We start from the raw sequence: 22,104 nt of genomic DNA, 5'->3' as shown, positions 1-22,104 counted from the left end.
CCACACTCGGAGGGAGTCACCCGGAATCGGGTGAGCTTCGGGCCGGAGGTTGTGGTGGCTGGCAAGCGGGCGCACGGACGCACAGCGGAAACTGCGATGCGGCAGTTCGTTTCCGAACTGTCCGCCGCCATGCTGCGGGCGGAGAAACAGCACGGCAGGGTCAACCGGGCGCAATTGGCCAAGCGGCTCAATGTCGCTACCGGAAGCGTCTACGCCTATCTGAACGGCACCACCCTGCCGGCCACCGAGGTGCTCGACCGCCTGCTGCTCGACGTGCGGATCGGCCGGGAGGAGGCCAAACGCCTTGCCGCCCTGCGTGATGCCGTGCAACTGGCGCGTCTCCGCGAGCCGGGGCCTCGCCTCCCCGCCGGAACGGCCGATCTGCCGCGCGATACCCCGCACCTGTACGGCAGGGGAGCCGAGTTGCAGCGGATCCGGACCGCGTTGACCGGCGAGCGCGACGCCGTCACCTTGTGTGTCGTATCCGGTCTCGGCGGCGTCGGTAAGACCACGCTGGCCGTGCGCGCGGCACGCACGCTGCAGGCCGAGTTCCCTGATGGCTGCTTGTTCGTCAACCTGCTCGGTTATGCGGCAGAGCCCGTGCTCTCGCCGGGTGAGGCGGCCGACAAACTGCTGCGGCAGTTGAATATTGCCGCCGCGGCGGTGCCGGCGAATCAGGATCGGCGCACGGCGCTGTTGCGCGCGGAACTGCGCAGCCGATCGCTGCTGCTGGTGCTGGACAACGCCTTCGACGCCGCGCAGGTCGAGCCGCTGCTGCCCGCGGAAGGGGACTGTGCGGTATTGATCACCAGCCGGAGCAATCTCAACGGGCTCGAGGATGCCCGCCATATCCGGATCGCACCGCTGTCGGCGCGGGATTCGGTCGAACTGCTCGACGGACTGACCGCCGATCTGGCCCCGGAACAGATCCCGGACGCTGCGCAACGCCGGCTGATCTCCGCACAGTGCCACGGCCTGCCGGTGGCGATCAGGATCGCCGCCGCCGTCCTGCGCAGTGAGCCCTGGCCGGCCCCGGCCGATATCGCCGTCTTCCACGACGGCGATCGCGATCTCGAAAGCCTCTTCGAGCAGTCGGTCGTCCGGTTGCCCTCGGACCTGGCCGGCACCTTCACCCTCCTCGGTGTGCATCCGGGACCGGCCTTCGACCCCGACGCCGCCGCCGCGCTCGCCGCAGCCGACCATGGTCAGATTCGACGGCAGCTGCGTCGATTGGTCGAGGCCAACCTGCTCGACGTGGCGCTCTCCGGCAGATACGGCTATCACGACCTGCTGCGGGCCTTCGCCGAGCGGCGGGCGACGACGACCCTCGGGCCGGATGTCGTGCGGCAGGCCACGTCTCGCATCGTCGGTCACTATCTGGCGCGAGCCGATGCCGCCGATCGACTGCTGACCCCGGACCGGCACCGCGACGGAATGACTCCCGCGCCGAGCGGAAACCCCTACCGCTACAACGACTATCACAGCGCGGTGCATGATCTTACGGCGAACCGGGACAACCTCGCGGCCGCGGCGCATGCGGCCTTCGACGCCGGACTCGACGCCCAGTGCTGGCAACTCGCCTTCGCACTCAGGGAATTCGTGTTCATCACCAATGACATGGATCTCTGGATCGAAACCCATGAACTCGGGCTGGCCGCCGCGGTACGGGCCGGCAATGTCTACGCGGAGGCGATCACCTGCAACAACCTCGGCCTGGTCAGGTTGAGCACGGGCGACGATACCGCCGCGGCCCGGCTGTACGAGCGAGCCCGCGCCCTGTTCGCGGCCATCGGCGACGCACAGGGCGAACACACCACCATGGCCCATCAGGCGTGGATCCACGTCCATCGCGGCGAGTTCGAACAAGCCCTGCAACTGAGCACTACGGCGCTGGCGTACACCACCGAATTCGGCAATGTGCGCAATACCGCGATCCTGCTGCGCGATACCGCCAATATCGAGGTCTGCCTCGGGAGATGCACGACCGCGGTGCGCAGACTGCTCGCCGCCATCGAGCTGTTCCGGGCGATCGACCTGCACGTCGACGAGGCGATGGCATGCAATGTGCTGGGGGAGGCCTACGCCGGGCTGGAAATGCTGCCCGAGGCGTCCGAGGCCTTCGAGCGCGCCACCCGGCTCGGACGCGCCGCCGACAGCATCCTCGAGCAGGCGCGCGGACAGGAGGGCATGGGGCGAATCGCTGCCGCCCAATCGGATTGGCCGACCGCGCGACGGCACTGGCGGCACGCCCTCACCGAATACCTGCAGCTGGGTGACGCCCAGGCGGTCGATCGCATCAGACAGCGAATGACCGAGAGCCCGGGCGGTCGGTATGTCCAGACGGACCACGAGGTGCGCCGAACTTCGTGAGCAGACTCCCGCTGTCGTCCTTCGAAGAGCGTTCCCCATCGCAACCATCGGCGACGACTTCGGTTACGTAATACCCCTCGTGCCACGCATTGCCTGCCGCCGCCGATGGTTGCTCGCCCCCACGTACCGAGCACATCACAACCGGCGACACCGCCCGGCCCAGCCTGGAAAACGCTGGAATACACCGGATGGCTACGAGAACTCCAGCCGATCGGCTGCCGAGATCAGCACTTCCGGGCGACGTGGCAGGCCGGATGCGGGCCATACCTTGGTCGGGACGATCCCGCTGGGATCTCCCGATTCGAAGGGTGTAAACAATGACCGAGAAATCCATTGCTCGAAAACCTCACCGCCGCGGGCTGCGGGCCACGGCGGTCGCGACGGTCGTGATGGCGCCCGCCATCATGGCCGCGCCGGCCCTCGCCGATCCGGCGGACGGGTCGACCGGCACCTCTACGCTCAGCCAGGACGATTCCAGGGACTCGACGTCCAGTCGGCGGGATCACATCCGAGACCGGTTCGACGACAGGGGATTCGATCGCGACGGTTTCGACCGCACGGGGTTCAACCGGAGCGGTTTCGACAAGAACGGCTTCGACCGGAACGGGTTCGACAAGACCGGCTATGACCGGAACGGGTTCGACAAGACCGGTTTCGACAAGCGTGGCTACGATCGAAACGGCTTCGACAAGAAGGGCTTCGACAACTCCGGCCGGGACAAGAAGGGCTTCGACCGCGGAGGCTTCGACCGTTTCGGATACGACCGCGATGGCTTCGACAAGTCCGGCTTCAACAGTTTCGGCCGCGACCGCCACGGCTATGACCGCCACGGATTCGACCGCGCAGGCTATGACAAGCGCGGATTCGACCGCAAGGGCAACCCGCGTGGTTCGGCCGCACCGGTGCAGCCCGCGCCTCCCGCCGCGCCGGCCCCCGCGCGTCCGCTCCCGGAGCCGGTCGAGCAGTTCCTGCGGCAGCTGCCCCCGCCGGTCGAGCAGATGGTCCGCCCGCCGGTCGAGGCCGTATTCGCACTGCTGCCCCACTGAGCGGGACCCGCTCAGGGCTTGCGGGCCACACCGCAGTAGCAGGACACCGTGGCGTCGAAGGTCGGGGGAATCTCGACCGACTCGCCGAGCCGCCACCGGTGCGGGGGCACGACGCCCGGTTCCACCAGGTCGAGGCCGGCGAACCATCCGGTGACCTCGTCACGGGTCCGGACCTGTGCGGGGAGTTTGCGGACGCGGTAGACGTTCTGCGCGGCATTCACCTGCTCCGGCGCGAAATCGGCTGTGATGGTGCAGATTACGAGGTATGAGCCGGGCGCGAAGGCGTCGAGGAACGTCGACACGATCTGGTTGACATCGGCCTCGACGAAATGCAGCAGCGCGATCATGCTCAGTCCGACCGGCTCGGACAGGTCGAGAACATCGGTCAGTTCGGGGGCGTCCACGATCGCCTTCGGCTCGGTGACGTCACCGTAGATGTAGGTCGTCGCCCCTTGCGTATTGCCCGTCATATACGCGCGGGCGTGTGCCAGGACCACCGGATCGTTGTCGACGTAGACCACCCGGGAGTCCGGTGCGGTCTGCTGCGCGATCTGGTGCAGGTTGGGCTCGGTGGGGATCCCGGTGCCGACGTCAAGGAACTGCCGGATCCCGGACTCGGCCAGGAACCGGGTACTGCGGTGCATGAACTGCCGATTGACCCGGGCAGCGATACGGATGGACGGCCAGGCCGTCAGGATCTCCTCCGCCGCCTGCCGATCGACCTCGTAATTGTCCTTACCGCCGAGGAAGTAGTCGTATATACGAGACGTGTGCGGGTGATTCAGCGGGTTACCTCCATTCATCCGATCACCACTTCAATCGCCTGGCCGACCACAAACCTCTCCCGCACAGGCTAATCCGCCGACCGGCCGGAGCGAGGGGTTTCCTGCGGAAGGCTCGAACCGTGTCCGACCGTGTCCGACCGCCTGGGCCGCGCGCAGCCGGTCGGTTGCCGGCGCGCGGACACGGGACGCCGCCGCTCGCCAGAATCGTTCTGATCGTAAGGATTTCCGAAACGGTCTCCTATACCTCCACACAATATTGCGCACGCCGATTCGAATCGGCCGCCCGTTGTTTTACGGGTTTTTGAATTCCCGGTGATCGAAACCATGTTCCGGTTTATCCGACTTGGGATCGAATCATCCAGGCCACCAGCGGCTTTGACGGCGAGGGCGGCGGTCGATTCTGCGGCAGCCGGTGGCCATCAGGAATTCAGAGAGAAAGAGAATACGGTCGATGAGGAAATACACCGCGGGAGCGGTGCTGCTGGCGGGCACCCTGAGCATCGCGTGCGGCACCGCCGGTGCGGACCCTGACCCGAATCCGGCATTTCAGCCGCAGGTGGTCCCGTCCCATCAGACGGCGACACTGAACGGTGCCGGATTCACGGTGGACCGCGACGGAAATTCGGTGATCGTCGCCGGTGACGGCGATACCTTCAAGGCCGTCGACGGCAGCGTCATCGTCCAGGACGGCAGCGGCGCCACGGTCGCCTCGCTACCGCTGACCTACCGGAAGGACGATCTGGTCTTCCCGATCGCCGCCGAGTTCGGCGATCACTCGGTGCGCATGACCCCGGCCCTGTCCGGTGGCACGCCGGCCACAGCTACCGTCACCGCCGGCGCCATCGCCCAGAGCCAGGACATCCCGACGGATGTCGCGAACGCCAAGCCGATCACGGAGTCGTTCACCCCACGCGACCTGCAAGAACTGCAGAACTTCGGCACCCGGGCGTGGCTGGCCTCCTTCACCGGGACCGTCATCGGCGCGATCGTCGGCGGTGTGGTCGGCTGCGGCGCGGGCGCCCTGGTCGGATCCGTCAGCGCCGGCGTCACCACCCTGTTCGCCGGACTACTGCCCGGCGCGATCATCGGCTGCATCGCGGGTGTCGCCCTGATCGGCTCGGTCGGTGGCCTGCTGGGCGCCGCCCTCGTCGCCGGCCCGATCGGCCTGTGGTCGGCCTACCAGTACTTCTCCACGATCCTCGCACCCTGCACCGGCCCCGGTGTCTACTGCGTGAACCCCGCCGCCCCAGCCCCAGCGCCGGCTCCGGCCGCCTAGCCCAGCGACCGCGCCTGCCCCTGGCGGCAGGCGCGGCCCAGCGAATCCGCTACGGCGACCGAACAATCCGGCCACGCCGCATCCGGTGCGACCCGGATCCGCTCTTACACGGCGCTGATTCGGGCCCGGTTATGCCGCGACCGGCGGGCGCGATCGGGTGTGCACCGTTGTCGCGGAATCTGCCTCCGCCGGCCGAGGATCGCTATCGTGGTGCCGCGGTGCCGGATTCACCACTTCCCGCCACGCGGAGCGAAGGTGCAGTTCGCGGAGTCGCAGACCCGCGATGCGAGTGAGGATCAGGCCGATGACCAGCGCGGCGAGGGCGGAGATAGCGCCGCCGACGGCGAAGCCGACGCGCGCGCCGTAGGTGTCGGTGATCCAGCCGACCAGGGGTGCACCGATCGGGGTACCGCCGGTGAAAACCATCATGAACAGCGCCATGACACGGCCGCGCATGGCCGGGTCGGTGGTCATCTGGATCGCGGAGTTGGCGGTCACATTCACCGTCAGGCCGAACATGCCGATCGGTATCAGCAGCAGCGCGAACAGCCAGAAGGACGGGGTCATGGCGGCCACGATCTCGAGCAGGCCGAAGATCAGCGCTGCGGCGATCAGCATGCGCAGCCGGGAGGTGGCGCGCCGCGCCGCCAGCAGTGCACCGGCCAGTGAGCCTGCCGCCATCAGAGTGTTGAGCAGGCCGTATGTTTGTGCGCCCGAATGGAAGACATTGTGAGTGAAGGCCGTGAGCCAGATTGCGAAGTTGAATCCGAAGGTCCCGATGAAGCCGACCAGTACGATCGGCCAGATCAGTTCGGGACGGCCCGCGACGTAGTGCAGTCCTTCGCGTAGTTGGCCCTTACCGCGCGGAGCGCGTTCGCCCGCACGCAATTCGGCGGTGCGCATCAGCAGCAGCGCCGCGATCGGGGCCAGGAACGACAGGCCGTTGAACACGAACGCATAGCCGCTGCCGATCGCCCCGATCAGCACACCCGCGACCGCGGGGCCGACGAGCCGCGCGGATTGAAAGTTCGCGGAATTCAAGCTGACCGCGTTGGCCAGTTGTTCCGGGCCGACCAGCTCCGAGACGAAGGTCTGGCGGGCCGGGTTGTCGACGACGGTGACCAGACCGAGCACGAACGCGGTTGCGTAGACATGCCATACCTGCACGTGACCGGTGAGGGTGAGAATGCCCAGTGCGAGCCCGGTCGCGCCCATCGCGGATTGGGTGAACACCAGCAGCGGCCGTTTGGGCAGCCGGTCGACCAGCACGCCGCCGTAGAGCCCGAACAACAGCATGGGCAGGAACTGAAGTGCGGTCGTGATGCCGACCGCGGCCGCGGATCCGGTGAGGCTGAGCACCAACCAGTCCTGCGCGATCCGCTGCATCCAGGTACCGATATTGGAGATGACCTGGCCGGTGAAGAACAGGCGATAGTTGCGGATTCGCAGGGAACCGAAGGTGCTGCGCGGGGGAGCGTCGCCGGGAGTGTGTCGAATTTCGGACTGGGGCGGCGCTACTACTCCCGGCCTCACAGGTCTGCCTCCTAGGGTGCGACGGACTACAGGTGTGGGAGTCCATGCCCTGCACCGCTACCGCCCGAAGAGGTGAAAGCGGCCGCCGCCCTTGGGTGTTCGGCCTCGGATATCGCCTGCTCTGCGGGAGCGTCGACAGCGGCGCGCACACGGCCCGGCAGACTTCCGTCCGGCACCAGCGCCGCGGGAAGGAGCGGCGGTCGGATCAGTGTGCGAGAGCGCGGACGCTCCGGCTGCAGGACAAGCCTTACGACGTCGTCGGCGTGGCCGGGAAACCCAATACTTTCCTAGCCTAATCAATTGCCTGTACGGTTGCCACCGATTTTGGGGAGACTCACAGCACTGCAGGCTCACCCGGCACCGACGCAGGGCGACCGGCCGGAGAACGAATGAAGGCCGTTGCGTCGCAACGGCCTTCATTTTCGCTGGTGTCCGGAGGGGGACTTGAACCCCCACGCCCTAATACGGGCACTAGCACCTCAAGCTAGCGCGTCTGCCATTCCGCCACCCGGACCGGTGATGCTGGACAAGATTAGCCGAGGCTTCACCGAAAAATGAAATCGGGGCTTGACCAGCGTGAAAGGTGGTGCGCGGGTGGGGGAATGGGGCCGTCACTTCTTGATGAAGATGCCGGCTATGTCGGCGTTCTTGATAGGGGTGTCGCCGTTGGCCTGGACCTGGCAGAGGGTTTGGACGGCGGCCATGGAGAGGTCGACCTGAGTGCCGGGAGGCTCGTGGTCGTCACCGGTCTGCTGCTTGATGAATTTGGTGATGGTCATGCGCTGGGTGTCGGCGTCCTGTTTGACGTAGTCGCTGCACTTGGTGTCGCCGCCCTTGTTGAGCGCTGTCTTCACTTCGGTGCAGCCCGTCAGCAGGGTGACGGTGAGCAGGGCGGCTGCGACGGCCGTCCATCGCATGGTCTTCATGAGTTGTCCTCTGGTCGGGCCTCGATGATCGACCGCCACTGTAGAGGGCCGTCATCGTCCGGCAATCCTGGCTGGACCCTGATATTCACCGACAGAACTGTGATTTGTGTCACAATTCACCGCACGTTTCGGGGGGTACGAATGGCATGGTGGTCGTTATGCCCACTGCCTCTCCCGACACGATTCGGGTCCTCGGCGCCCGCGAGCACAACCTGCGCAACATCTCGATCGAGATCCCCAAGAACAAGATCACCGTATTCACCGGAGTGTCCGGTTCCGGCAAATCGTCCATCGTCTTCGACACCATCGCCCTGGAATCACAACGGCAGCTCTACGCCACCTTCCCGGCCTTCCTCCTCAACTTCCTGCCCCGCTACGAACGCCCGCACGCCGAGGCCATCGAGAACCTGACCGCGCCGGTCATCATCGACCAGAAGGCGGTCGGCGGCGGGCCACGCTCCACCGTCGGCACCATGACCGATATCTACGCGCTGATCAGAGCCCTGTTCGCGCGCTTCGGCACACCCTCCGGCGGGCTGGTCCACGAGTACTCCTTCAATACCCCGCAAGGCATGTGCACCGAATGCGACGGACTGGGAATGACCGTCGCCGCCGACCCGGACAAACTTGTGGACAAATCGAAATCGCTCAACGAGGGCGCAATTCTGTTGCCGGGCTACAACGCCGGCGGCGGCTCCTGGCAGATGTACGGCAGCTCCGGCCGATTCGACCCGGACAAGAAACTCCGCGACTACACCGACGCCGAATGGCATGAACTGCTACATGGCAGTGGCGGTAAAGTGGAATTGGCCTTCGACAAAGGCACCTGGAAAGCCAATTACGAAGGGCTGGCGGACAAGTTCACCCGATCCCAGCTCAAACGCGACACCTCCGCCCTGAGCGAGAAGACCCGCCGGCAGATTCAGAAATTCCTCACCGAGGGCGTGTGCCCGGCCTGCCACGGCGCCCGGCTGAACCCGAAGGCGCTGGCCACGAAGATCAACGGCCGCAATATCGCCGAATGGACCGCGCTGCAGATCACCGACCTGGTGGAGGTGCTCGGGCAGGTGACCGATCCGGCCGCACAGGCGCTCGCCGACACTACCCGCGTCGCACTGGGCCGGGTGGCCGATATCGGGCTCGGGTATCTGAGCCTGGACCGGGCGACCTCGACCCTCTCCGGCGGTGAGGGCCAGCGGCTCAAGATGATCAAGCACCTCGGCAGCACGCTGGTCGGAATGACCTATATCTTCGACGAACCCAGCGTCGGGCTGCACCCGCGCGATGTCGGACGGCTGAACCGGATGCTGGAGGCGCTGCGCGACAAGGGCAATACCGTGCTCGTGGTCGAGCACGATCCCGACGTCATCCAGATCGCCGACCACATCGTGGATGTCGGCCCGCGCGCCGGCGCACACGGCGGCGACGTGGTCTTCACCGGCAGTTTCGCCGAACTGCGGGACGCCGACACCCTCACCGGGCAGGGACTGCGACGCACGTTCCGGGTGAAGCAGCAATTCCGCACCGCCACCGGCGAACTGACCATCGCCGACGCCGATGCCCACAACCTGAAGAACGTCACGGTCACGATCCCGACCGGCATCCTCACCGCCATCACCGGGGTCGCCGGATCGGGCAAGAGCAGCCTGATCCGTGACGAATTCATGGCCCGCTACCCGGAATCGGTGTTCGTCGATCAGTCCGCCATCGCGGCGAGTTCGCGCTCCACACCCGCCACCTACCTCGGGCTGATGGATCCGATCCGCAAGTTGTTCGCCAAGGCCACCGGTGAGCCGGCGGGGCTGTTCAGCTTCAATTCCGATGGCGCGTGCCAGGAATGCGAAGGCCGCGGGGTGATCATCACCGAGATCGCCTACATGGATCCGGTCACCACGCACTGCGAATCCTGTGACGGACGGCGTTTCTCGGACAAGGTGCTCGCACTCACCTTGCGCGGCAGATCGATTGCCGACGTGCTGGAGATGGCGGCCGAGGACGCGGTCGAGTTCTTCCCGAAGAAGGCATTGAATGCCAAGTTGCGCACCATGAACGAGGTCGGGCTGAACTATCTGAGCCTCGGGCAGGCCATGAGCACGCTGTCCGGCGGTGAACGCCAGCGCATCAAACTGGCGACGCAACTACAGAACACGGGCAGTGTCTATGTGCTCGACGAACCCACCACGGGCCTGCACATGTCCGATGTCGATACGCTGCTCGCGCTCATGGACGGGCTGGTGGAGCGCGGCAATACGGTGGTGGTGATCGAGCACAATCTCGATGTGGTCGCGCACGCCGACTGGGTCATCGACCTCGGGCCCGATGGCGGAAAAGACGGCGGCGAGATCGTTTTCACCGGTACGCCGAGTGCGCTGCTCGCGCATCCGGGTTCGCTGACCGGGGAGTACCTGCGGCGCTACCGCAATGGCGGCGCGACCGTTCCGGCCTAGCCGGAAGAGCCTGCGCCGCCCCGGAATTGCACAGTCCGCGTAGTTGCCTCGACTGCACTTGTCGGGTCTACTGCGATTCGCCGGCGCAGGCGGCGCGCCAGACTCGCGCCTCGCTGACATTGCCGCGGCGCGCGAGGACTTCGGCGAGGCCCGCCATCGCGCGTAGGTCGCCGTTTTCGGCGGCCGTACGCCACCAGTGTTCGGCTTCGGCGTAATCGCCGCCGCGGTACCGGACCACACCGAGGTCGTAGGCCGCGCCGAGATGACCGAAACCGGCTGCCTGCGCCCAGAGTTGGCGGGCCTGGTCCTCTTCGCCACGGCCGTGCATGGCGACGGCCAGCTCGTAGAGGGCATCGCGATACCGGCCGGCCTCGGTGGGTGGTTCGGGCGGCGGCGGGGTGTCGGTGAGGGCGAGTTCGACGACGAGCTCCCCGAAATCGGGCGGGCCGACGCCGGTGCTGCAGTGCAGGATCGTGCCGGTGCGTTCGCGGGTGATGACCATGCCGTAGTTGCCGGACCAGGAGACGGTCGCGTCGGTGGCGTCCACCCAGACCGGGGTGAGGGTGATGCCCGCCTCGGGTCCGGTCGGGCAGACCTGCAGGCCGATGCCGCCTTCCATGGCGTCGCTCCAGACGTCGACGCCCCGCAACTGCCGGCCTTCGAGCAGCACGTGCCCGTGGTCCACGGAAAGGCCGATACCGAGACTCCGGACCCCGAACCGCAGCGACGCCGAGCGCAATGTCAGCGTCACGGTGGTGGGGGAGATGCCCACCGCTTCGGAGTAGAGCGGATAGACGTCGGCGCCGTTCCAGGTCACGGGTTCGGCGCTGTCGTATCGCTCTGCCAGGGGTGGTTCGGTAGTGACCGGCTCGGCGTACGAATACGACCCCGTCATCTGCCCCGCCTTTCACCGGTGCGCACGTGTGTCGCGGCCCACGGTAGTACCAGAAGCCCCCGGTGAACCCCCGATTTGCCAGGTGTCCACCCCAGCAAACTTTTGGTCGCCCGACCTGTATCGAATGGCCTCTTTTCGCCGGTCGCTGGACCGCTTCCCCTGGTCCGCGCGGTGTGTCGTTGCAGTACCAGGCCCGGTGTCATGTTTACTCGTGGCCGACGTACCAGCGAACGAGTGAAAGGTAAGGACATATGGCTCTGCCCACGATGACCCCCGAACAACGCTCCGAGGCGCTGGCCAAAGCGGCCGCGGTTCGCAAGGCTCGCTCGGAGCTGATCCAGCAGGTGAAGGGCGGGAAGGTCAGCCTGGCGGAGGTGCTCAAGCGCGCCGACAAGGAAGACCTGGTGAAGAAGACCAAGGTCGCCGCGGTCATCAAGGCACTGCCGGGCATCGGTCCCGTCAAGGCGGCCAAGCTGATGGACGAGGCCGAAATCCCCGCCGATCGCCGCATCGGTGGCCTGGGTTCCCGGCAGCGCGCCGCGCTGCTGGACGCATTGACCCACTGAGTTCGGGTGCCGCCGGCCGGGTCGGAATTCGGCCCGGCGGCAACCACTCTCACCGCACCCGGCCGAGAGTGAAACCGCCCGAAAACAGCGGATTTGGTCCAGACGGCCGCATCCGATAACCTTGCTGAGCACCACCGGTCCGGGTGGCGGAATGGCAGACGCGCTAGCTTGAGGTGCTAGTGCCCGTATTAGGGCGTGGGGGTTCAAGTCCCCCTCCGGACACAGAACAAAAGGGCGGTTCCGGCATCAGCCGGAACCGCCCTTTTGCTTTCCGATCGTGCGTGGCGGTAGATCTCAGGAGATCTTGCGGCGGTAGATGGCCATCGAGAAGTAATAGGCCACCACGAGAATGCCGACACACCAGGCGAGGGCGATCCAGAGATCGGAGCCGACCGGCTGCTGGGTGAACAGGTGACGGATCGCGTTGACGATGGAGGTCACGGGCTGATGGTCGGCGAAGGCGCGGACCGGGCCGGGCATCGACCCGGTGGGCACGAAGGCCGAGCTGAGGAACGGCAGGAAGATCAGCGGGTAGGAGAAGGCGCTCGCGCCGTCCGGGGTGGTTGCCGTGAGGCCGGGGATGACGGCCAGCCAGGTCAGCGCCAGGGTGAAGAGCATCAGGATGCCGGCGACCGCGAGCCAGGCCGGCACGCTCGCACCGCTGCGGAAGCCCATGAGCAGTGCGACGCCCACTACGACGACGAGCGAGACCAGATTGGCGACCAGCGAGGTCAGCACGTGCGCCCACAGCACGGACGACCGCGCGATCGGCATGGATTGGAAGCGTTCGAAGATGCCGTTCCGCATGTCCTGGAACAGCCGGTAGGCGGTGTAGGCGATGCCCGACGCGATCGTGATGAGCAGGATGCCGGGCAGCATGTAGTTCACGTACTTGCCCGACCCGGTCTGGATCGCGCCGCCGAACACGTAGACGAACATCAGCATCATGGCGATCGGCGTGACCGCGGTGGTGATGATGGTGTCGACGCTACGGGTGATGTGCCGCAGCGAACGGCCGAGCAGGATGGCGGTATCGCCGAAGAAATGGGTGGTCATCGGAGTTCCTTCGCGTCGCCGACGATGGCGAAGAAGACGTCTTCGAGGGTCGGCTGTTTCTCGACGTATTCGACCTTGGCGGGTGGCAGCAGTTGTTTGAGCTCGTCGAGGGTGCCGTTCACGATGATCCGGCCCTCGTGCAGGATCGCGATCCGGTCGGCGAGTTGTTCGGCCTCGTCCAGGTATTGGGTGGTGAGCAGCACCGTCGTGCCGTGGGCGGCGAGTTGCTCGATGGTCTGCCAGACCTCGATGCGGGCCTGCGGGTCGAGTCCGGTGGTCGGTTCGTCCAGGAAGATGACCGGCGGGCTGCCGATGAGGCTCATGGCGATATCGAGGCGACGGCGCATGCCACCGGAGTAGGTCGACACCTTCCGGGCGGCCGCATCGGTCAACGAAAAGCGTTCCAGCAGTTCATCCGCCACCATGCCCGGGTTCGTGACGCGTCTCAGCCGGGCGATCAGCACCAGATTCTCACGCCCGCTGAGGATTTCGTCGACGGCCGCGAATTGTCCGGTGAGACTGATGGATTCGCGCACCTGCGCCGCTTCGGCGGCGGTATCGAATCCATTGACGCTGGCCGTCCCCGCGTCGGCGGTGAGCAGCGTGGACAGGATGCGCACGATAGTGGTCTTGCCCGCCCCGTTCGATCCGAGCAGAGCGAAGATGCTGCCGCGCGCCACTTCGAAGTCCACGCCGCGTAGCACATTCAGTTGCTTGTACGACTTCTCCAGGCCCTGCACCTGGATCGCCGGTGCTTGCATTGTCGTCATAACCTGCCACCTCACACTACTCAGTACTACTGACTACCGCTAGATAGTAACACTGAGTAGTGGCGGTGCACAGACTTAGCTGACAATTAGCTACTCTAGGCCTGCGGCATCCGCACAGATCCGATCCCCAAGCGAGGAGCGACGGCAATGGTACTGGCGCACAAGGTTTTCGGTGTTGTCGCAATCGTTGCCGCTGCGGCCGGCGGATCCACGGCCGGCGTAGCAGGCGCCGAGCCGGGGCCGGACGGGCGGTTGTACGGATCGCTGGCGACCGAGACGCTCGGCGGCGTCTGGCGAGTCATGTGGGCGGTCGATCGCACCGGCTGGAGCGAATCCGATGATGCGGCATTGCAGCATTGCAGGTTCGGGCATTGTGTCGTGGTGGCCCGGTTCGTCGATGGATGCGGGTCTGTCGCCCGCCGCGGCAGTCAGTTACTCGGCGGGATCGGGAGTACACGCGAGGAAGCCGAGAGCGCCGCGGTGAATGCCTTCGCGGCGCCCGATGTGGCTTCGATCAGCGCCGGGAGTCCGAATGTGCTGATCGTGCACACCGAGTGCACCGCTAACGCGGGCTGACGTGGGGCGAGGCATCCTCGGCTGAATAGTCGAAGGAATCGGCGAAGAAGTCCTGGTCGATGCCGGCGGCGTGCCAGGTGCCGGCAGGGGAGGCCACCGCCGATTCGACGAGCCGATCGATTGCTTCGGTAACCGTGGTGGCGTAGTCGCCGACCGGGCGATAGCCGAGGTTCAGGGCTGCGGTGGTGTCGAGGACGATCGGCGGGCACGCGTTCCAAGGATGATTGCCCAGGGTGGGGTCGGCGGTTTCGTCGAGCAAGATTTCGGTCCAGGCGTGGTTCAGTCGGTCCGCGATGATTCCGGCTATCCGGCGGCCGGTGGGCGCGTCCGGGTCGGCGCTGTTGAGAATTCGGGAACCCGGATGGGCTGCAACGGTTTCCACCAACGCGGCGAGGTTGGCGGCCGCGGTGGGATGGTCGGCGCCGGCACCGTACCCGGCCAGCAGGATGTGGGGACGCCGGTCGAGGGCGCGTTTGACGAAATACCACTCGCGTGGCGGCCGAGCGCCGCGGCCGTGGACCTTCGATGCGCGCAGGACTGTGACCGGAGCGCCGCTGTCGAGGAGCACCTGTTCGGCGGCTACCTTGTTGGCGCCGTAGCCGTCCCGGGTGTTGTAGTCGCCGGTGCCGGGAGCGAGGGTCGGGTTCGTTTCCTGGATAGGGCCCGGAAATCGTGGCGCGACAGCCGAATTGACGTGCCGGCCCGCGTCGTCGACGTAGACGGCCTTGCTGGAGATGACCACCGTCGAGCTTGCGTCCTTCGCGAAGGGCAGGAGTTGGCGGGCGTGATCGGCGCTGAAGCAGAGACAATCGACGAGCAGGTCCGCACCTGGGCCGTAGGCGGCGGCCAATGCGGCCTCATTGTGGCGGTCGGCCGCTATGAACCGCGCTCCGGCCGCGGCGAGATCGAATGGGAGCCGGTTCGGGTCGCGGGCAACCAGATCCACGGCCCAACCGGCGGCGAGTAGTCGGCGGGCTATCGCGGAGCCGATCACCCCGGTCCCGCCCAGCACGAGCGCACGAGTCATCTTCACCCCCGCGAACCTTGGCGACTGTCGGCGACCATGCTACCGACGGCTCATCGCATGTTCCTGGCCCGCGCCACCGAGGCGGGGCAGCGCTGATCCGGCCTCCGAATTCATAACTCGTAGTGAGGTATTGACTCCTTCGTCACACCTCCCTAATCTTGCTGCGCCGTGACAAGGCACATCGTTCCATCTCACGGCACAGATTCGAATCTGTCGAATGGGGTGATGCCCGAGGCCGGCGGGGTATCGAACCGGAGGCGTGGCGCCCACGTGAATACGTTTGTGGCCGGGGATCGATCCCGCGGCGAATCCGAAAACCATGGAGGTCCGTTTGATGAGTGGCGATTCGCCGTGCGCGCATTACGACTGCATCGGAATCGGTGTGGGCCCGGCCAACCTGAGCCTGGCGTCATTGCTGCACGATCATCAGGACATCACGAACCTGTTCCTGGACCAGAAGACCGACTTCGACTGGCACGACGGGCAACTGGTACCCGGTGCGACACTGCAGGTTTCGATGTTGAAGGATCTGGTCAGCCTGACCGATCCGACCAACGGCTTCTCGTTCCTCTCCTATCTGCACGCGCAGGGGAAGATCTATCACTTCATCAATGCGCAATTCGAGGCCGTGCCCCGGCAGGAATTCCGTAACTACTTGAAATGGGCCGCGGATCGGAACCCCCATGTCGTATTCGGTGAACAGGTGCTCGCCGTCGACTTCGACGAGACCTTCACCATCCGGACCGACAAGCGGACGCTGACCGCGAACAATATCTCGGTAGGCGTCGGCAGCCGGGCCTGGGTGCCCGACATGGCGGAACTCGGGGATCGGCAGTTCCACGCCAGCGACATCATGACGATGGGCACGCAACTGGGCGGCCGGCGGGTCTGCGTGATCGGCGGCGGGCAATCCGGCGCGGAAGTGTTCCTGGACTTGATCAACCGGCCGGAGCGGGACCGGCCACGCCGGGTGTCCTGGGTGAGCCGGCGGCCCAACTACTTTCCGATCGATGACTCACCGTTCACCAACGACTTCTTCGGGCCCAGCTATTCGGAGTACTTCTTCACCCTCGATCGCGGTGTGCGGCAGGAGTTCAACGCCCGCCAGCTGCTCGCCAGCGACGGTATCTCCGAGTCCACGCTGCGCGAGATCTACCAGCGCGTCTATCTGCTGCGGTTCGTCGAGGGCGCCCACGATCTGGTCGCGCTGTACCCCAACCGGGAGGTGCGCACGGTCCGGACCGGCGGTGACGGCAAGTGGGAAGTCGAGGTGGCGAACAACAATCATCCCGGTGTCGTCCGCCGGCTCGACGCCGATGTCATCGTCTGGGCGACCGGTTTCCGCCCGGCGCGCATGGATTTCCTCGACCCCATCGCGCACCGGCTCGACCGTGAAGGCGACGAGTTCCGGATCGATCGGAACTTCGCCGCGCAGTGGGACGGTCCCGCGGATCGCCGGATCTTCGTGCAGAACGCCGCCGTGCGGCAGCGGGGTCTGGCCGACCGCAATCTCAGCCTGATCGCCTGGCGCAGTCAGCGGGTCGTGGACCAGTTGCGCGGTGAGCGCAGCGATGAACAGCGCGAATCGTTCATCGACTGGTCGACCAAGCTCGGTCCCGAGGACGCGGCGCAGGTGGTGTGCGGATGACCGACGTGGATATCGCGGTGCTCGGCGGTGGCATCATCGGCTGCCTCATCGCACGCGAACTGGCCTGCCGTGCAGGCGATCTCACAATCACCGTGATCGACCGCGAACTGGTGGGCGGCGGGGCGAGCAGGCGATCGGCCGGTGTCCACTTCCCGCGCGGGGCCACCGCGCGAGTCCGGGAGATGACCGAGTTCAGCCACCACTACTACGAGCAACTGCTGCGGGATACGCCGTCCCTGCCGATCTTCCCGCTGGCGATGTCGCTGGTGGCCCGCGAGGCGGAGGACTCGACCGGTAGCTATCTCCCGTCCGCACAGCTCACTCGTGCGACGGGGGTGCCCGGCCTGGATCTGCCCGCGGGAGTGGGTGTCTGGACCGGTAAAGGGTGTCAGTACGCCGACGTCCACGCGCTCACGGTCGCCCTGGCGGGCGAACTGCGGCCACGGGTGAAAATCCGGGAGGGCATCGCCGTCAGTGCGGTCCTGCCGGGTCCGAACGCGGTCGAGCTCCGGCTCAGCAATGGCGAGTCGCTCAGTGCCCGCCGGGTCGTGCTCGCGCCGGGGCCCTGGGTCGGCGCTCGCCCGTGGCGCGAACTCGTTGCACCGCTGGGCATTCGGGTCAAGCAGGTCGTCGCGCTGCATGTGGACCGAGTGCCGGTGACAGGCGACCGGCTGATCGTGTTCCAGGATGCCGACGCCTTCCTGCTACCGGTGCGGCACCGAGGCCATTGGCTGTTCAGCTACACCAGCCGGCGCTGGGACGTGAATCCCGAGGAGCCCGCGGTGCTCGACGAGGCGACGCTGGCCGAGGGCCGCGCGGAGCTCGCGCGGCTCGTCCCGCCGCTGGCCGAGCGCATCGTGGCGGGCCGGGTGTTCTGCGATGCCTACAGCCCGAACCGGGAGCCGCTGATACAGCGGCTCGATACGCACGGCCGGCTCGTCTTCGCCGGCGCCGCGAACGGTTCCGGCTACCGCCTCGCCCCGGCCATTGCCGCCAAGACAGCCGAGCTGCTCGGCATCGAATCGGAACAAAGGATCAGCGCGTGATCGTCACCCGCTACAACCCTGTCGAATTGTCCAGGGCCTTCGGAATAGACATGAGTGCGGACTCCGGCTTCGGGCCGGGCGCCGGGTGGGGCCGGGTATCACCCGGCGGCCGCAGCACCGCACACGGACACGACGAGATCGAGGTCGTGATCATCGTCGCGGGTACCGGCGAGATCGCCGTCGACGGCGTCGCCAACCCCGTATCACCCGGCACGGTACTGCGATTCGACCCGTTCGAAACCCACGTCATCGAGAACACCGGTGCGGACGACCTGATCTTCTACGACCTGTATTGGCGGGATCCGGTCGCCGCCGGGGTGGCGGCGAGCGTGCCGAACCGGCGCGGGTTCGGCGCACGCCCGGTGTTCGTGTTCTCCACCCCGCCCACCCCCAACGGTGACCTGCACCTGGGACATCTCTCCGGGCCGTATCTCGGCGCGGATGTGTTCGTGCGATTCCAGCGATTGCACGGCGTCGACGCCTGGCATCTCACCGGCAGCGACGACTTCCAGAGCTATGTCGCCGACCGCGCGCACCGCGACGGCACCTCGCCCGCCGACACGGCCGCGCATTTCTCCGCCGAGATCGCGGAGACGCTGCGGCTGTTGGACATCGACGTCGCGCAGTACACCGTCACCGGCACGGATACGGGTTATCGGCAGGGCTTGCGGCGGTTCTTCTCCCGCGTCGCCGCGGCCGATGCCACCGAATTCCGTGCGGCCCCTGCTCTTTTCGATGAGCTCTCCGGCGGGTACCTCTACGAGGCGGCCGTCGCGGGTGGCTGTCCCGGATGCGGGGAGACCACCAATGGGAACATCTGCGAGCAGTGCGGCGAACCGAACGTCTGCGCCGATCTGATCGATCCCCGAACGCGGCGCACCGGTCAACCGCCGAAACAGGGGAGTGCGGCCCGTTTCTCGCTGCCGCTGCACGAGTTCCGCAAGGAGGTCGCCGCCCATCACGGCCTGGGCCGCGTGCCCGCGCGGCTGCGGGAGCTGGCCCACCGGGTCCTCGCGCGGGAACGCCTCGACCTGCCGATCACACATCCGTCGTCGTGGGGTGTGCCGCCGGGCGAGCCCGGCGCCGAGGGGCAGGTCATCTGGGTCTGGCCGGAGATGGCGTACGGCTTCCTGCACGGCATCGAAGCGCTCGGCACGCGGCTCGGCACCGGATGGAAGGCCGATGCGCCGCAACCGGATTGGAAGATCGTCCATTTCTTCGGCTACGACAACAGCTTCTACCACTCGGTGCTGTATCCGGTGTTGTACCAGCTCGCCTTCCCGGAGTGGGAGCCCGATATCGACTACCACGTCAACGAGTTCTATCTGCTGCACAACCAGAAGTTCTCCACCAGCCGCGGGCACGCCGTCTGGGGCAAGGACGTGCTCACGCCGGACAGTGTCGATGCGATCCGGTTCTTCCTGTCGAGCACTCGCCCGGAGGGCAGGCGCACCAACTTCGACCCCGCCGAGTACGAGCGGGTCCGGCACGAGGTGCTCCTCGGTACCTGGCAGCGCTGGCTGCACGACCTGAACGATCGGATCCGCTATCTGTACGGCGGCCACGCGCCCGACGCGGGCGTCTGGACGCCGGAGCAGGTGGCCTTCCTCGATCGCCTCTCGACGCGGCGCGCGGCGATCACCGCCGCATTGGGGCAGGACGGGTTCTCCCTCACCCGAGCCGCATCCGAGTTGGCCGGGATCGTCGAGGACGCCGCCGGTTTCGCGGCCGCCGAACACCTGGTGGCCGGGATCGACGACTGGCGGGACCGGACCCGCACCGCGGTCGCGCTCGAGCTGGCCGCGGCCCGGCTGCTGGCGGCATGCGCGACACCGGTGATGCCGCGCTTCGCCGCCACCCTCACCGCGGCGCTGGGCCTGGGCGAGCAGACGGGCTGGCCCGCCACCGTCGAGCTGGTTGCGGCGGGCACCGTCATCACGCTGGACGCGGACTTCTTTCACGCGGCGGAGGCGAGATGATCGACATCGTCAATACTATTGCACTGCAACGCAATACCGACACCCATCATCACCTCCATTACTTCCGCGGCGGCGAGCTGCGTTCGATCACGCTGGCCGAACTCGACGCGCGGGCGATATCGGTCGCGCTCCGGTTGCGCGAGCTCGGCATCCGGCCGGGCGGGCGGGTCGGCATCCTCGCCCCCAACAGCCTCGAATGGGTGCTGCTCGATCTCGCCGTGCTCAAACTCGGCGCGGTCACCGCGGGTTTCGCGCCGGGAAGATTCGATCCAGAAGAGCTGGTGGACAGCTTCGGGCTCGCCGTCCTGTTCACCCCGGGCGCGGGCGCGGAGGGTCCCGTCCGCGATCTGTCGGTGATCGCGGACTGGGCCGGCGGCGGAACCGATCACGAGGCGCTCGAACACGATCCGCTGCACCGCGGTTACGATCCCGCCGATATCTGCGCGATCAAGTTCACCTCCGGCAGTACCGGTATGCCGAAGGGACTCGAGGCGACCGTCGCGAGCCTGAACAGTTCCATGCACGCGGTGCAGGAGATGTTCGCGCACGGTGACGGCGACAACCTGCTCACCTTCCTCGGTAATTGGCTTGTCCAGCAACGGTATTGGATCTATTCGGCGCTCGTCTTCGGTCACGATGTCACCATCGTGCCCCTCGCCCGGGCGGCCGAGGCGGCCCGGGTCGCGTCGCCGACGGTGATCATGGGCGTCCCCGGTTTCTACGAGGAGGTGCGCTCGCGCATCCAGGCGTCCGGTGTCGCGGTCGACCGCGACATCATCCAGCGGGAACTCGGCGGTCGGATCCGCTACCTGTGGACGGGTTCGGCGCCGGCCTCCTCGACGATGCTGGAGTTCTTCAATAACAATGGCGTGCCGCTGTACGAGGGCTACGGGCTCAGCGAGACGTGCATCGTGTCGAAGAACCATCCGGGGGAGTTCCGGCTGGGCAGTGTCGGAAAGGTATTGCCGGACAAGACGGTCCGATTCGACGCCGACGGCGTCCTCATCGTCGGCGGCAAGCATCCGATCAATACCCGCTACACCTGGTCGGCGCCGGGCGCGAACGAGAAGATGTTCCTGCCCACCGGCGAGGTCAAGACCTACGACCTCGGCTACGTCGACGAGGACGGATTCCTGTTCGTGCAGGGCCGGGTCGACGATGTCATCTCGGTCAGCTCCGGCTACGGGGTGCTGTCACCGCTGCTCGAGCACAAGCTCCGTGAGCATCCGGCCGTGCACCAGTGCGTGCTGTACGGCAACGGCCGGCCCTTCCTGTCCGCGGTGGTGTCACCCGCCTCACCCGGCCCGGACCGCGGCGACCTGTGGCGGTTCGTCACGGCCTTGAACGACACCCTGCTGCCCGAGCAGCGCATCCACGCGCTGGTATTGGCCGCCGAACCGTTCACCTTCGACAACGGGCTGCTCACCGACCAGTTCAAACCGAAACGCACCACCATCCACACCCGCTACGCGGCCGAACTCGAGGCGATCTACGCCGGGCGGCCGGAGGCGGCGAACACATTGCTGGTCATCGAACAGATCAAGGAGCGCGCATGAGCTGGGGCAAGTTGGCCGATCTGGTTCTCACCAACCGGAGGGTCGAACTGCGGCGGATACGGATCACCGATCGGGAAGCGTTCTCGCGCATCGTGTTCGACGAGTCCATCTGGGAGTACTTCGTCACGCGCATCACGACGGCGGACGATCTGGACCGGTTCATCGAGACCGCGGTGCGTGACACGCTGACCGGTACTCGCATCGTGTTCGCCATCATCGACCGCGAGACCGGCGAAGTCGTGGGCAGTTCGGCGTACGGGAATCTGGCCGAGGCCGATCGCCGCCTCGAGATCGGCTGGTCGTGGGTGGCCACCTCGGCGCGCCGCACCGGCGTCAATCGCGCGGCCAAGCTGGCGCTGCTCGATCACGCCTTCGACGAACTGGGTTGCGAGCGAGTCGAATTCAAGACCGATGTGCTCAATGCCGCGGCGAAGCAGGGCCTGGCCGGCATCGGCGCCACCGAGGAAGGGGTGCTGCGCAGCTTCAACTACATGCCGGGTGGACGCCGCCGCGATGTCGTCTACTACAGCATGCTGCGCGCCGAATGGCCGGCGGTGCGGGCCGAACGCCTGTCCGCCCTGGAATCGTGAGAACACCGGGAC

The 22,104-nt window shown here is 66.5% G+C and carries 18 protein-coding genes and 2 tRNA genes; 12 read left to right on the top strand and 8 right to left on the bottom strand.

Annotated features, from left to right (window positions below):
• The first annotated feature begins 96 nt into the window (after positions 1-96).
• Both ACIP5Y_RS20280 and ACIP5Y_RS20275 read left to right on the top strand, forming a co-directional pair.
• On the top strand, positions 97-2,370 hold the full coding sequence (locus ACIP5Y_RS20280) for an NB-ARC domain-containing protein (protein WP_400351792.1): 2,274 nt from the start codon (positions 97-99) through the stop codon (positions 2,368-2,370).
• A gap of 317 nt (positions 2,371-2,687) precedes the next feature.
• Positions 2,688-3,416 (top strand): hypothetical protein, encoded by a 729-nt coding sequence (locus ACIP5Y_RS20275; protein ID WP_400351791.1) that lies wholly within the window; start codon positions 2,688-2,690, stop codon positions 3,414-3,416.
• Between the two features lie 11 nt (positions 3,417-3,427).
• Here the strand turns inward: ACIP5Y_RS20275 and ACIP5Y_RS20270 are convergent, their stop codons facing one another.
• Positions 3,428-4,219: an SAM-dependent methyltransferase gene (locus ACIP5Y_RS20270; protein WP_400351790.1), complete on the bottom strand. Its 792-nt coding sequence runs from the start codon at positions 4,217-4,219 to the stop codon at positions 3,428-3,430.
• A 433-nt stretch (positions 4,220-4,652) separates the two neighbouring features.
• Between ACIP5Y_RS20270 and ACIP5Y_RS20265 the strand changes: the two genes are divergently transcribed.
• The gene (locus ACIP5Y_RS20265) at positions 4,653-5,477 is read left to right on the top strand and encodes a hypothetical protein (protein WP_400351789.1); all 825 of its coding nucleotides are present in this window, start codon (positions 4,653-4,655) and stop codon (positions 5,475-5,477) included.
• A 129-nt stretch (positions 5,478-5,606) separates the two neighbouring features.
• Here the strand turns inward: ACIP5Y_RS20265 and ACIP5Y_RS20260 are convergent, their stop codons facing one another.
• The 3 genes from ACIP5Y_RS20260 to ACIP5Y_RS20250 all read right to left on the bottom strand — a co-directional run bounded on the left by ACIP5Y_RS20260 (position 5,607) and on the right by ACIP5Y_RS20250 (position 7,936).
• Positions 5,607-7,010, bottom strand: a complete 1,404-nt coding sequence (locus ACIP5Y_RS20260; RefSeq protein WP_400351788.1) for an MFS transporter — start codon at positions 7,008-7,010, stop codon at positions 5,607-5,609.
• A 426-nt stretch (positions 7,011-7,436) separates the two neighbouring features.
• Positions 7,437-7,524, bottom strand: a tRNA-Leu gene (locus ACIP5Y_RS20255).
• A gap of 97 nt (positions 7,525-7,621) precedes the next feature.
• On the bottom strand, positions 7,622-7,936 hold the full coding sequence (locus tag ACIP5Y_RS20250) for a hypothetical protein (RefSeq protein ID WP_400351787.1): 315 nt from the start codon (positions 7,934-7,936) through the stop codon (positions 7,622-7,624).
• 158 nt (positions 7,937-8,094) lie between these two features.
• On the opposite strand from ACIP5Y_RS20250, the gene ACIP5Y_RS20245 reads away from it, so the two are divergent.
• Positions 8,095-10,383 (top strand): ATP-binding cassette domain-containing protein, encoded by a 2,289-nt coding sequence (locus ACIP5Y_RS20245; protein WP_400351786.1) that lies wholly within the window; start codon positions 8,095-8,097, stop codon positions 10,381-10,383.
• A 67-nt stretch (positions 10,384-10,450) separates the two neighbouring features.
• Here ACIP5Y_RS20245 and ACIP5Y_RS20240 read toward each other — a convergent pair whose 3' ends face one another.
• Positions 10,451-11,278: a tetratricopeptide repeat protein gene (locus ACIP5Y_RS20240; RefSeq protein WP_400351785.1), complete on the bottom strand. Its 828-nt coding sequence runs from the start codon at positions 11,276-11,278 to the stop codon at positions 10,451-10,453.
• Between the two features lie 251 nt (positions 11,279-11,529).
• Here ACIP5Y_RS20240 and mihF point away from each other — a divergent pair, with 251 nt between their 5' ends.
• Positions 11,530-11,844 (top strand): integration host factor, actinobacterial type, encoded by a 315-nt coding sequence (mihF, locus tag ACIP5Y_RS20235; RefSeq protein WP_397009491.1) that lies wholly within the window; start codon positions 11,530-11,532, stop codon positions 11,842-11,844.
• Positions 11,845-11,981: 137 nt separating this feature from the next.
• A tRNA-Leu gene (locus tag ACIP5Y_RS20230) sits at positions 11,982-12,066 on the top strand.
• A gap of 72 nt (positions 12,067-12,138) precedes the next feature.
• Here the strand turns inward: ACIP5Y_RS20230 and ACIP5Y_RS20225 are convergent.
• Complete coding sequence (locus ACIP5Y_RS20225) at positions 12,139-12,900, bottom strand: ABC transporter permease (protein ID WP_400351784.1); 762 nt, start codon at positions 12,898-12,900, stop codon at positions 12,139-12,141.
• Entirely contained in the window at positions 12,897-13,661 is a 765-nt protein-coding gene (locus ACIP5Y_RS20220; RefSeq protein WP_400353821.1) for an ABC transporter ATP-binding protein, read from the bottom strand. Before ACIP5Y_RS20220 ends, ACIP5Y_RS20225 begins: the two co-directional genes overlap by 4 nt.
• 156 nt (positions 13,662-13,817) lie before the next feature.
• Here ACIP5Y_RS20220 and ACIP5Y_RS20215 point away from each other — a divergent pair, with 156 nt between their 5' ends.
• Complete coding sequence (locus ACIP5Y_RS20215) at positions 13,818-14,246, top strand: DUF4189 domain-containing protein (RefSeq protein WP_400351783.1); 429 nt, start codon at positions 13,818-13,820, stop codon at positions 14,244-14,246.
• Here the strand turns inward: ACIP5Y_RS20215 and ACIP5Y_RS20210 are convergent.
• Positions 14,233-15,273, bottom strand: a complete 1,041-nt coding sequence (locus tag ACIP5Y_RS20210; protein WP_400353819.1) for an NAD-dependent epimerase/dehydratase family protein — start codon at positions 15,271-15,273, stop codon at positions 14,233-14,235. The two genes, ACIP5Y_RS20215 and ACIP5Y_RS20210, sit on opposite strands and share 14 nt — an antisense overlap.
• Positions 15,274-15,607: 334 nt before the next feature.
• On the opposite strand from ACIP5Y_RS20210, the gene ACIP5Y_RS20205 reads away from it, so the two are divergent.
• Genes ACIP5Y_RS20205 through ACIP5Y_RS20185 form a run of 5 tightly spaced genes read left to right on the top strand, consistent with a single transcriptional unit; the run spans position 15,608 to position 22,092 of the window.
• A complete protein-coding gene (locus ACIP5Y_RS20205; protein WP_400351782.1) occupies positions 15,608-16,921 on the top strand; it encodes a lysine N(6)-hydroxylase/L-ornithine N(5)-oxygenase family protein in 1,314 nt (437 codons plus the stop codon).
• Positions 16,918-17,967, top strand: a complete 1,050-nt coding sequence (locus ACIP5Y_RS20200) for an NAD(P)/FAD-dependent oxidoreductase (RefSeq protein ID WP_400351781.1) — start codon at positions 16,918-16,920, stop codon at positions 17,965-17,967. The genes ACIP5Y_RS20205 and ACIP5Y_RS20200 overlap by 4 nt, the downstream gene beginning before the upstream one ends.
• The gene (locus ACIP5Y_RS20195) at positions 17,964-19,946 is read left to right on the top strand and encodes a class I tRNA ligase family protein (RefSeq protein ID WP_400351780.1); all 1,983 of its coding nucleotides are present in this window, start codon (positions 17,964-17,966) and stop codon (positions 19,944-19,946) included. Before ACIP5Y_RS20200 ends, ACIP5Y_RS20195 begins: the two co-directional genes overlap by 4 nt.
• Positions 19,943-21,502: an AMP-binding protein gene (locus tag ACIP5Y_RS20190; protein ID WP_400351779.1), complete on the top strand. Its 1,560-nt coding sequence runs from the start codon at positions 19,943-19,945 to the stop codon at positions 21,500-21,502. The genes ACIP5Y_RS20195 and ACIP5Y_RS20190 overlap by 4 nt, the downstream gene beginning before the upstream one ends.
• A complete protein-coding gene (locus tag ACIP5Y_RS20185; RefSeq protein WP_400351778.1) occupies positions 21,499-22,092 on the top strand; it encodes a GNAT family N-acetyltransferase in 594 nt (197 codons plus the stop codon). Before ACIP5Y_RS20190 ends, ACIP5Y_RS20185 begins: the two co-directional genes overlap by 4 nt.
• Positions 22,093-22,104 lie beyond the last annotated feature (12 nt).

Origin of the sequence: Nocardia sp. NPDC088792 (assembly GCF_044750615.1) — a bacterium.
In the GTDB taxonomy this organism is placed as follows: domain Bacteria; phylum Actinomycetota; class Actinomycetes; order Mycobacteriales; family Mycobacteriaceae; genus Nocardia.
The sequence above is the reverse complement of the archived record's forward strand: the minus strand, read 5'-3'. Positions and strand labels throughout refer to the sequence as shown.

Excerpts from the sequence above, each read along its gene's own strand:
- mihF (WP_397009491.1), top strand. The coding sequence starts at position 11,530 with ATGGCTCTGCCCACGATGACCCCCGAACAACGCTCCGAGGCGCTGGCC.
- ACIP5Y_RS20190 (WP_400351779.1), top strand. The coding sequence starts at position 19,943 with ATGATCGACATCGTCAATACTATTGCACTGCAACGCAATACCGACACC.
- ACIP5Y_RS20265 (WP_400351789.1), top strand. The coding sequence starts at position 4,653 with ATGAGGAAATACACCGCGGGAGCGGTGCTGCTGGCGGGCACCCTGAGC.
- ACIP5Y_RS20270 (WP_400351790.1), bottom strand. The coding sequence starts at position 4,219 with ATGAATGGAGGTAACCCGCTGAATCACCCGCACACGTCTCGTATATAC.
- ACIP5Y_RS20275 (WP_400351791.1), top strand. The coding sequence starts at position 2,688 with ATGACCGAGAAATCCATTGCTCGAAAACCTCACCGCCGCGGGCTGCGG.
- ACIP5Y_RS20225 (WP_400351784.1), bottom strand. The coding sequence starts at position 12,900 with ATGACCACCCATTTCTTCGGCGATACCGCCATCCTGCTCGGCCGTTCG.
- ACIP5Y_RS20240 (WP_400351785.1), bottom strand. The coding sequence starts at position 11,278 with ATGACGGGGTCGTATTCGTACGCCGAGCCGGTCACTACCGAACCACCC.
- ACIP5Y_RS20210 (WP_400353819.1), bottom strand. The coding sequence starts at position 15,273 with ATGACTCGTGCGCTCGTGCTGGGCGGGACCGGGGTGATCGGCTCCGCG.
- ACIP5Y_RS20215 (WP_400351783.1), top strand. The coding sequence starts at position 13,818 with ATGGTACTGGCGCACAAGGTTTTCGGTGTTGTCGCAATCGTTGCCGCT.
- ACIP5Y_RS20245 (WP_400351786.1), top strand. The coding sequence starts at position 8,095 with ATGCCCACTGCCTCTCCCGACACGATTCGGGTCCTCGGCGCCCGCGAG.
- ACIP5Y_RS20250 (WP_400351787.1), bottom strand. The coding sequence starts at position 7,936 with ATGAAGACCATGCGATGGACGGCCGTCGCAGCCGCCCTGCTCACCGTC.
- ACIP5Y_RS20205 (WP_400351782.1), top strand. The coding sequence starts at position 15,608 with ATGAGTGGCGATTCGCCGTGCGCGCATTACGACTGCATCGGAATCGGT.
- ACIP5Y_RS20220 (WP_400353821.1), bottom strand. The coding sequence starts at position 13,661 with ATGCAAGCACCGGCGATCCAGGTGCAGGGCCTGGAGAAGTCGTACAAG.
- ACIP5Y_RS20200 (WP_400351781.1), top strand. The coding sequence starts at position 16,918 with ATGACCGACGTGGATATCGCGGTGCTCGGCGGTGGCATCATCGGCTGC.
- ACIP5Y_RS20280 (WP_400351792.1), top strand. The coding sequence starts at position 97 with ATGCGGCAGTTCGTTTCCGAACTGTCCGCCGCCATGCTGCGGGCGGAG.
- ACIP5Y_RS20185 (WP_400351778.1), top strand. The coding sequence starts at position 21,499 with ATGAGCTGGGGCAAGTTGGCCGATCTGGTTCTCACCAACCGGAGGGTC.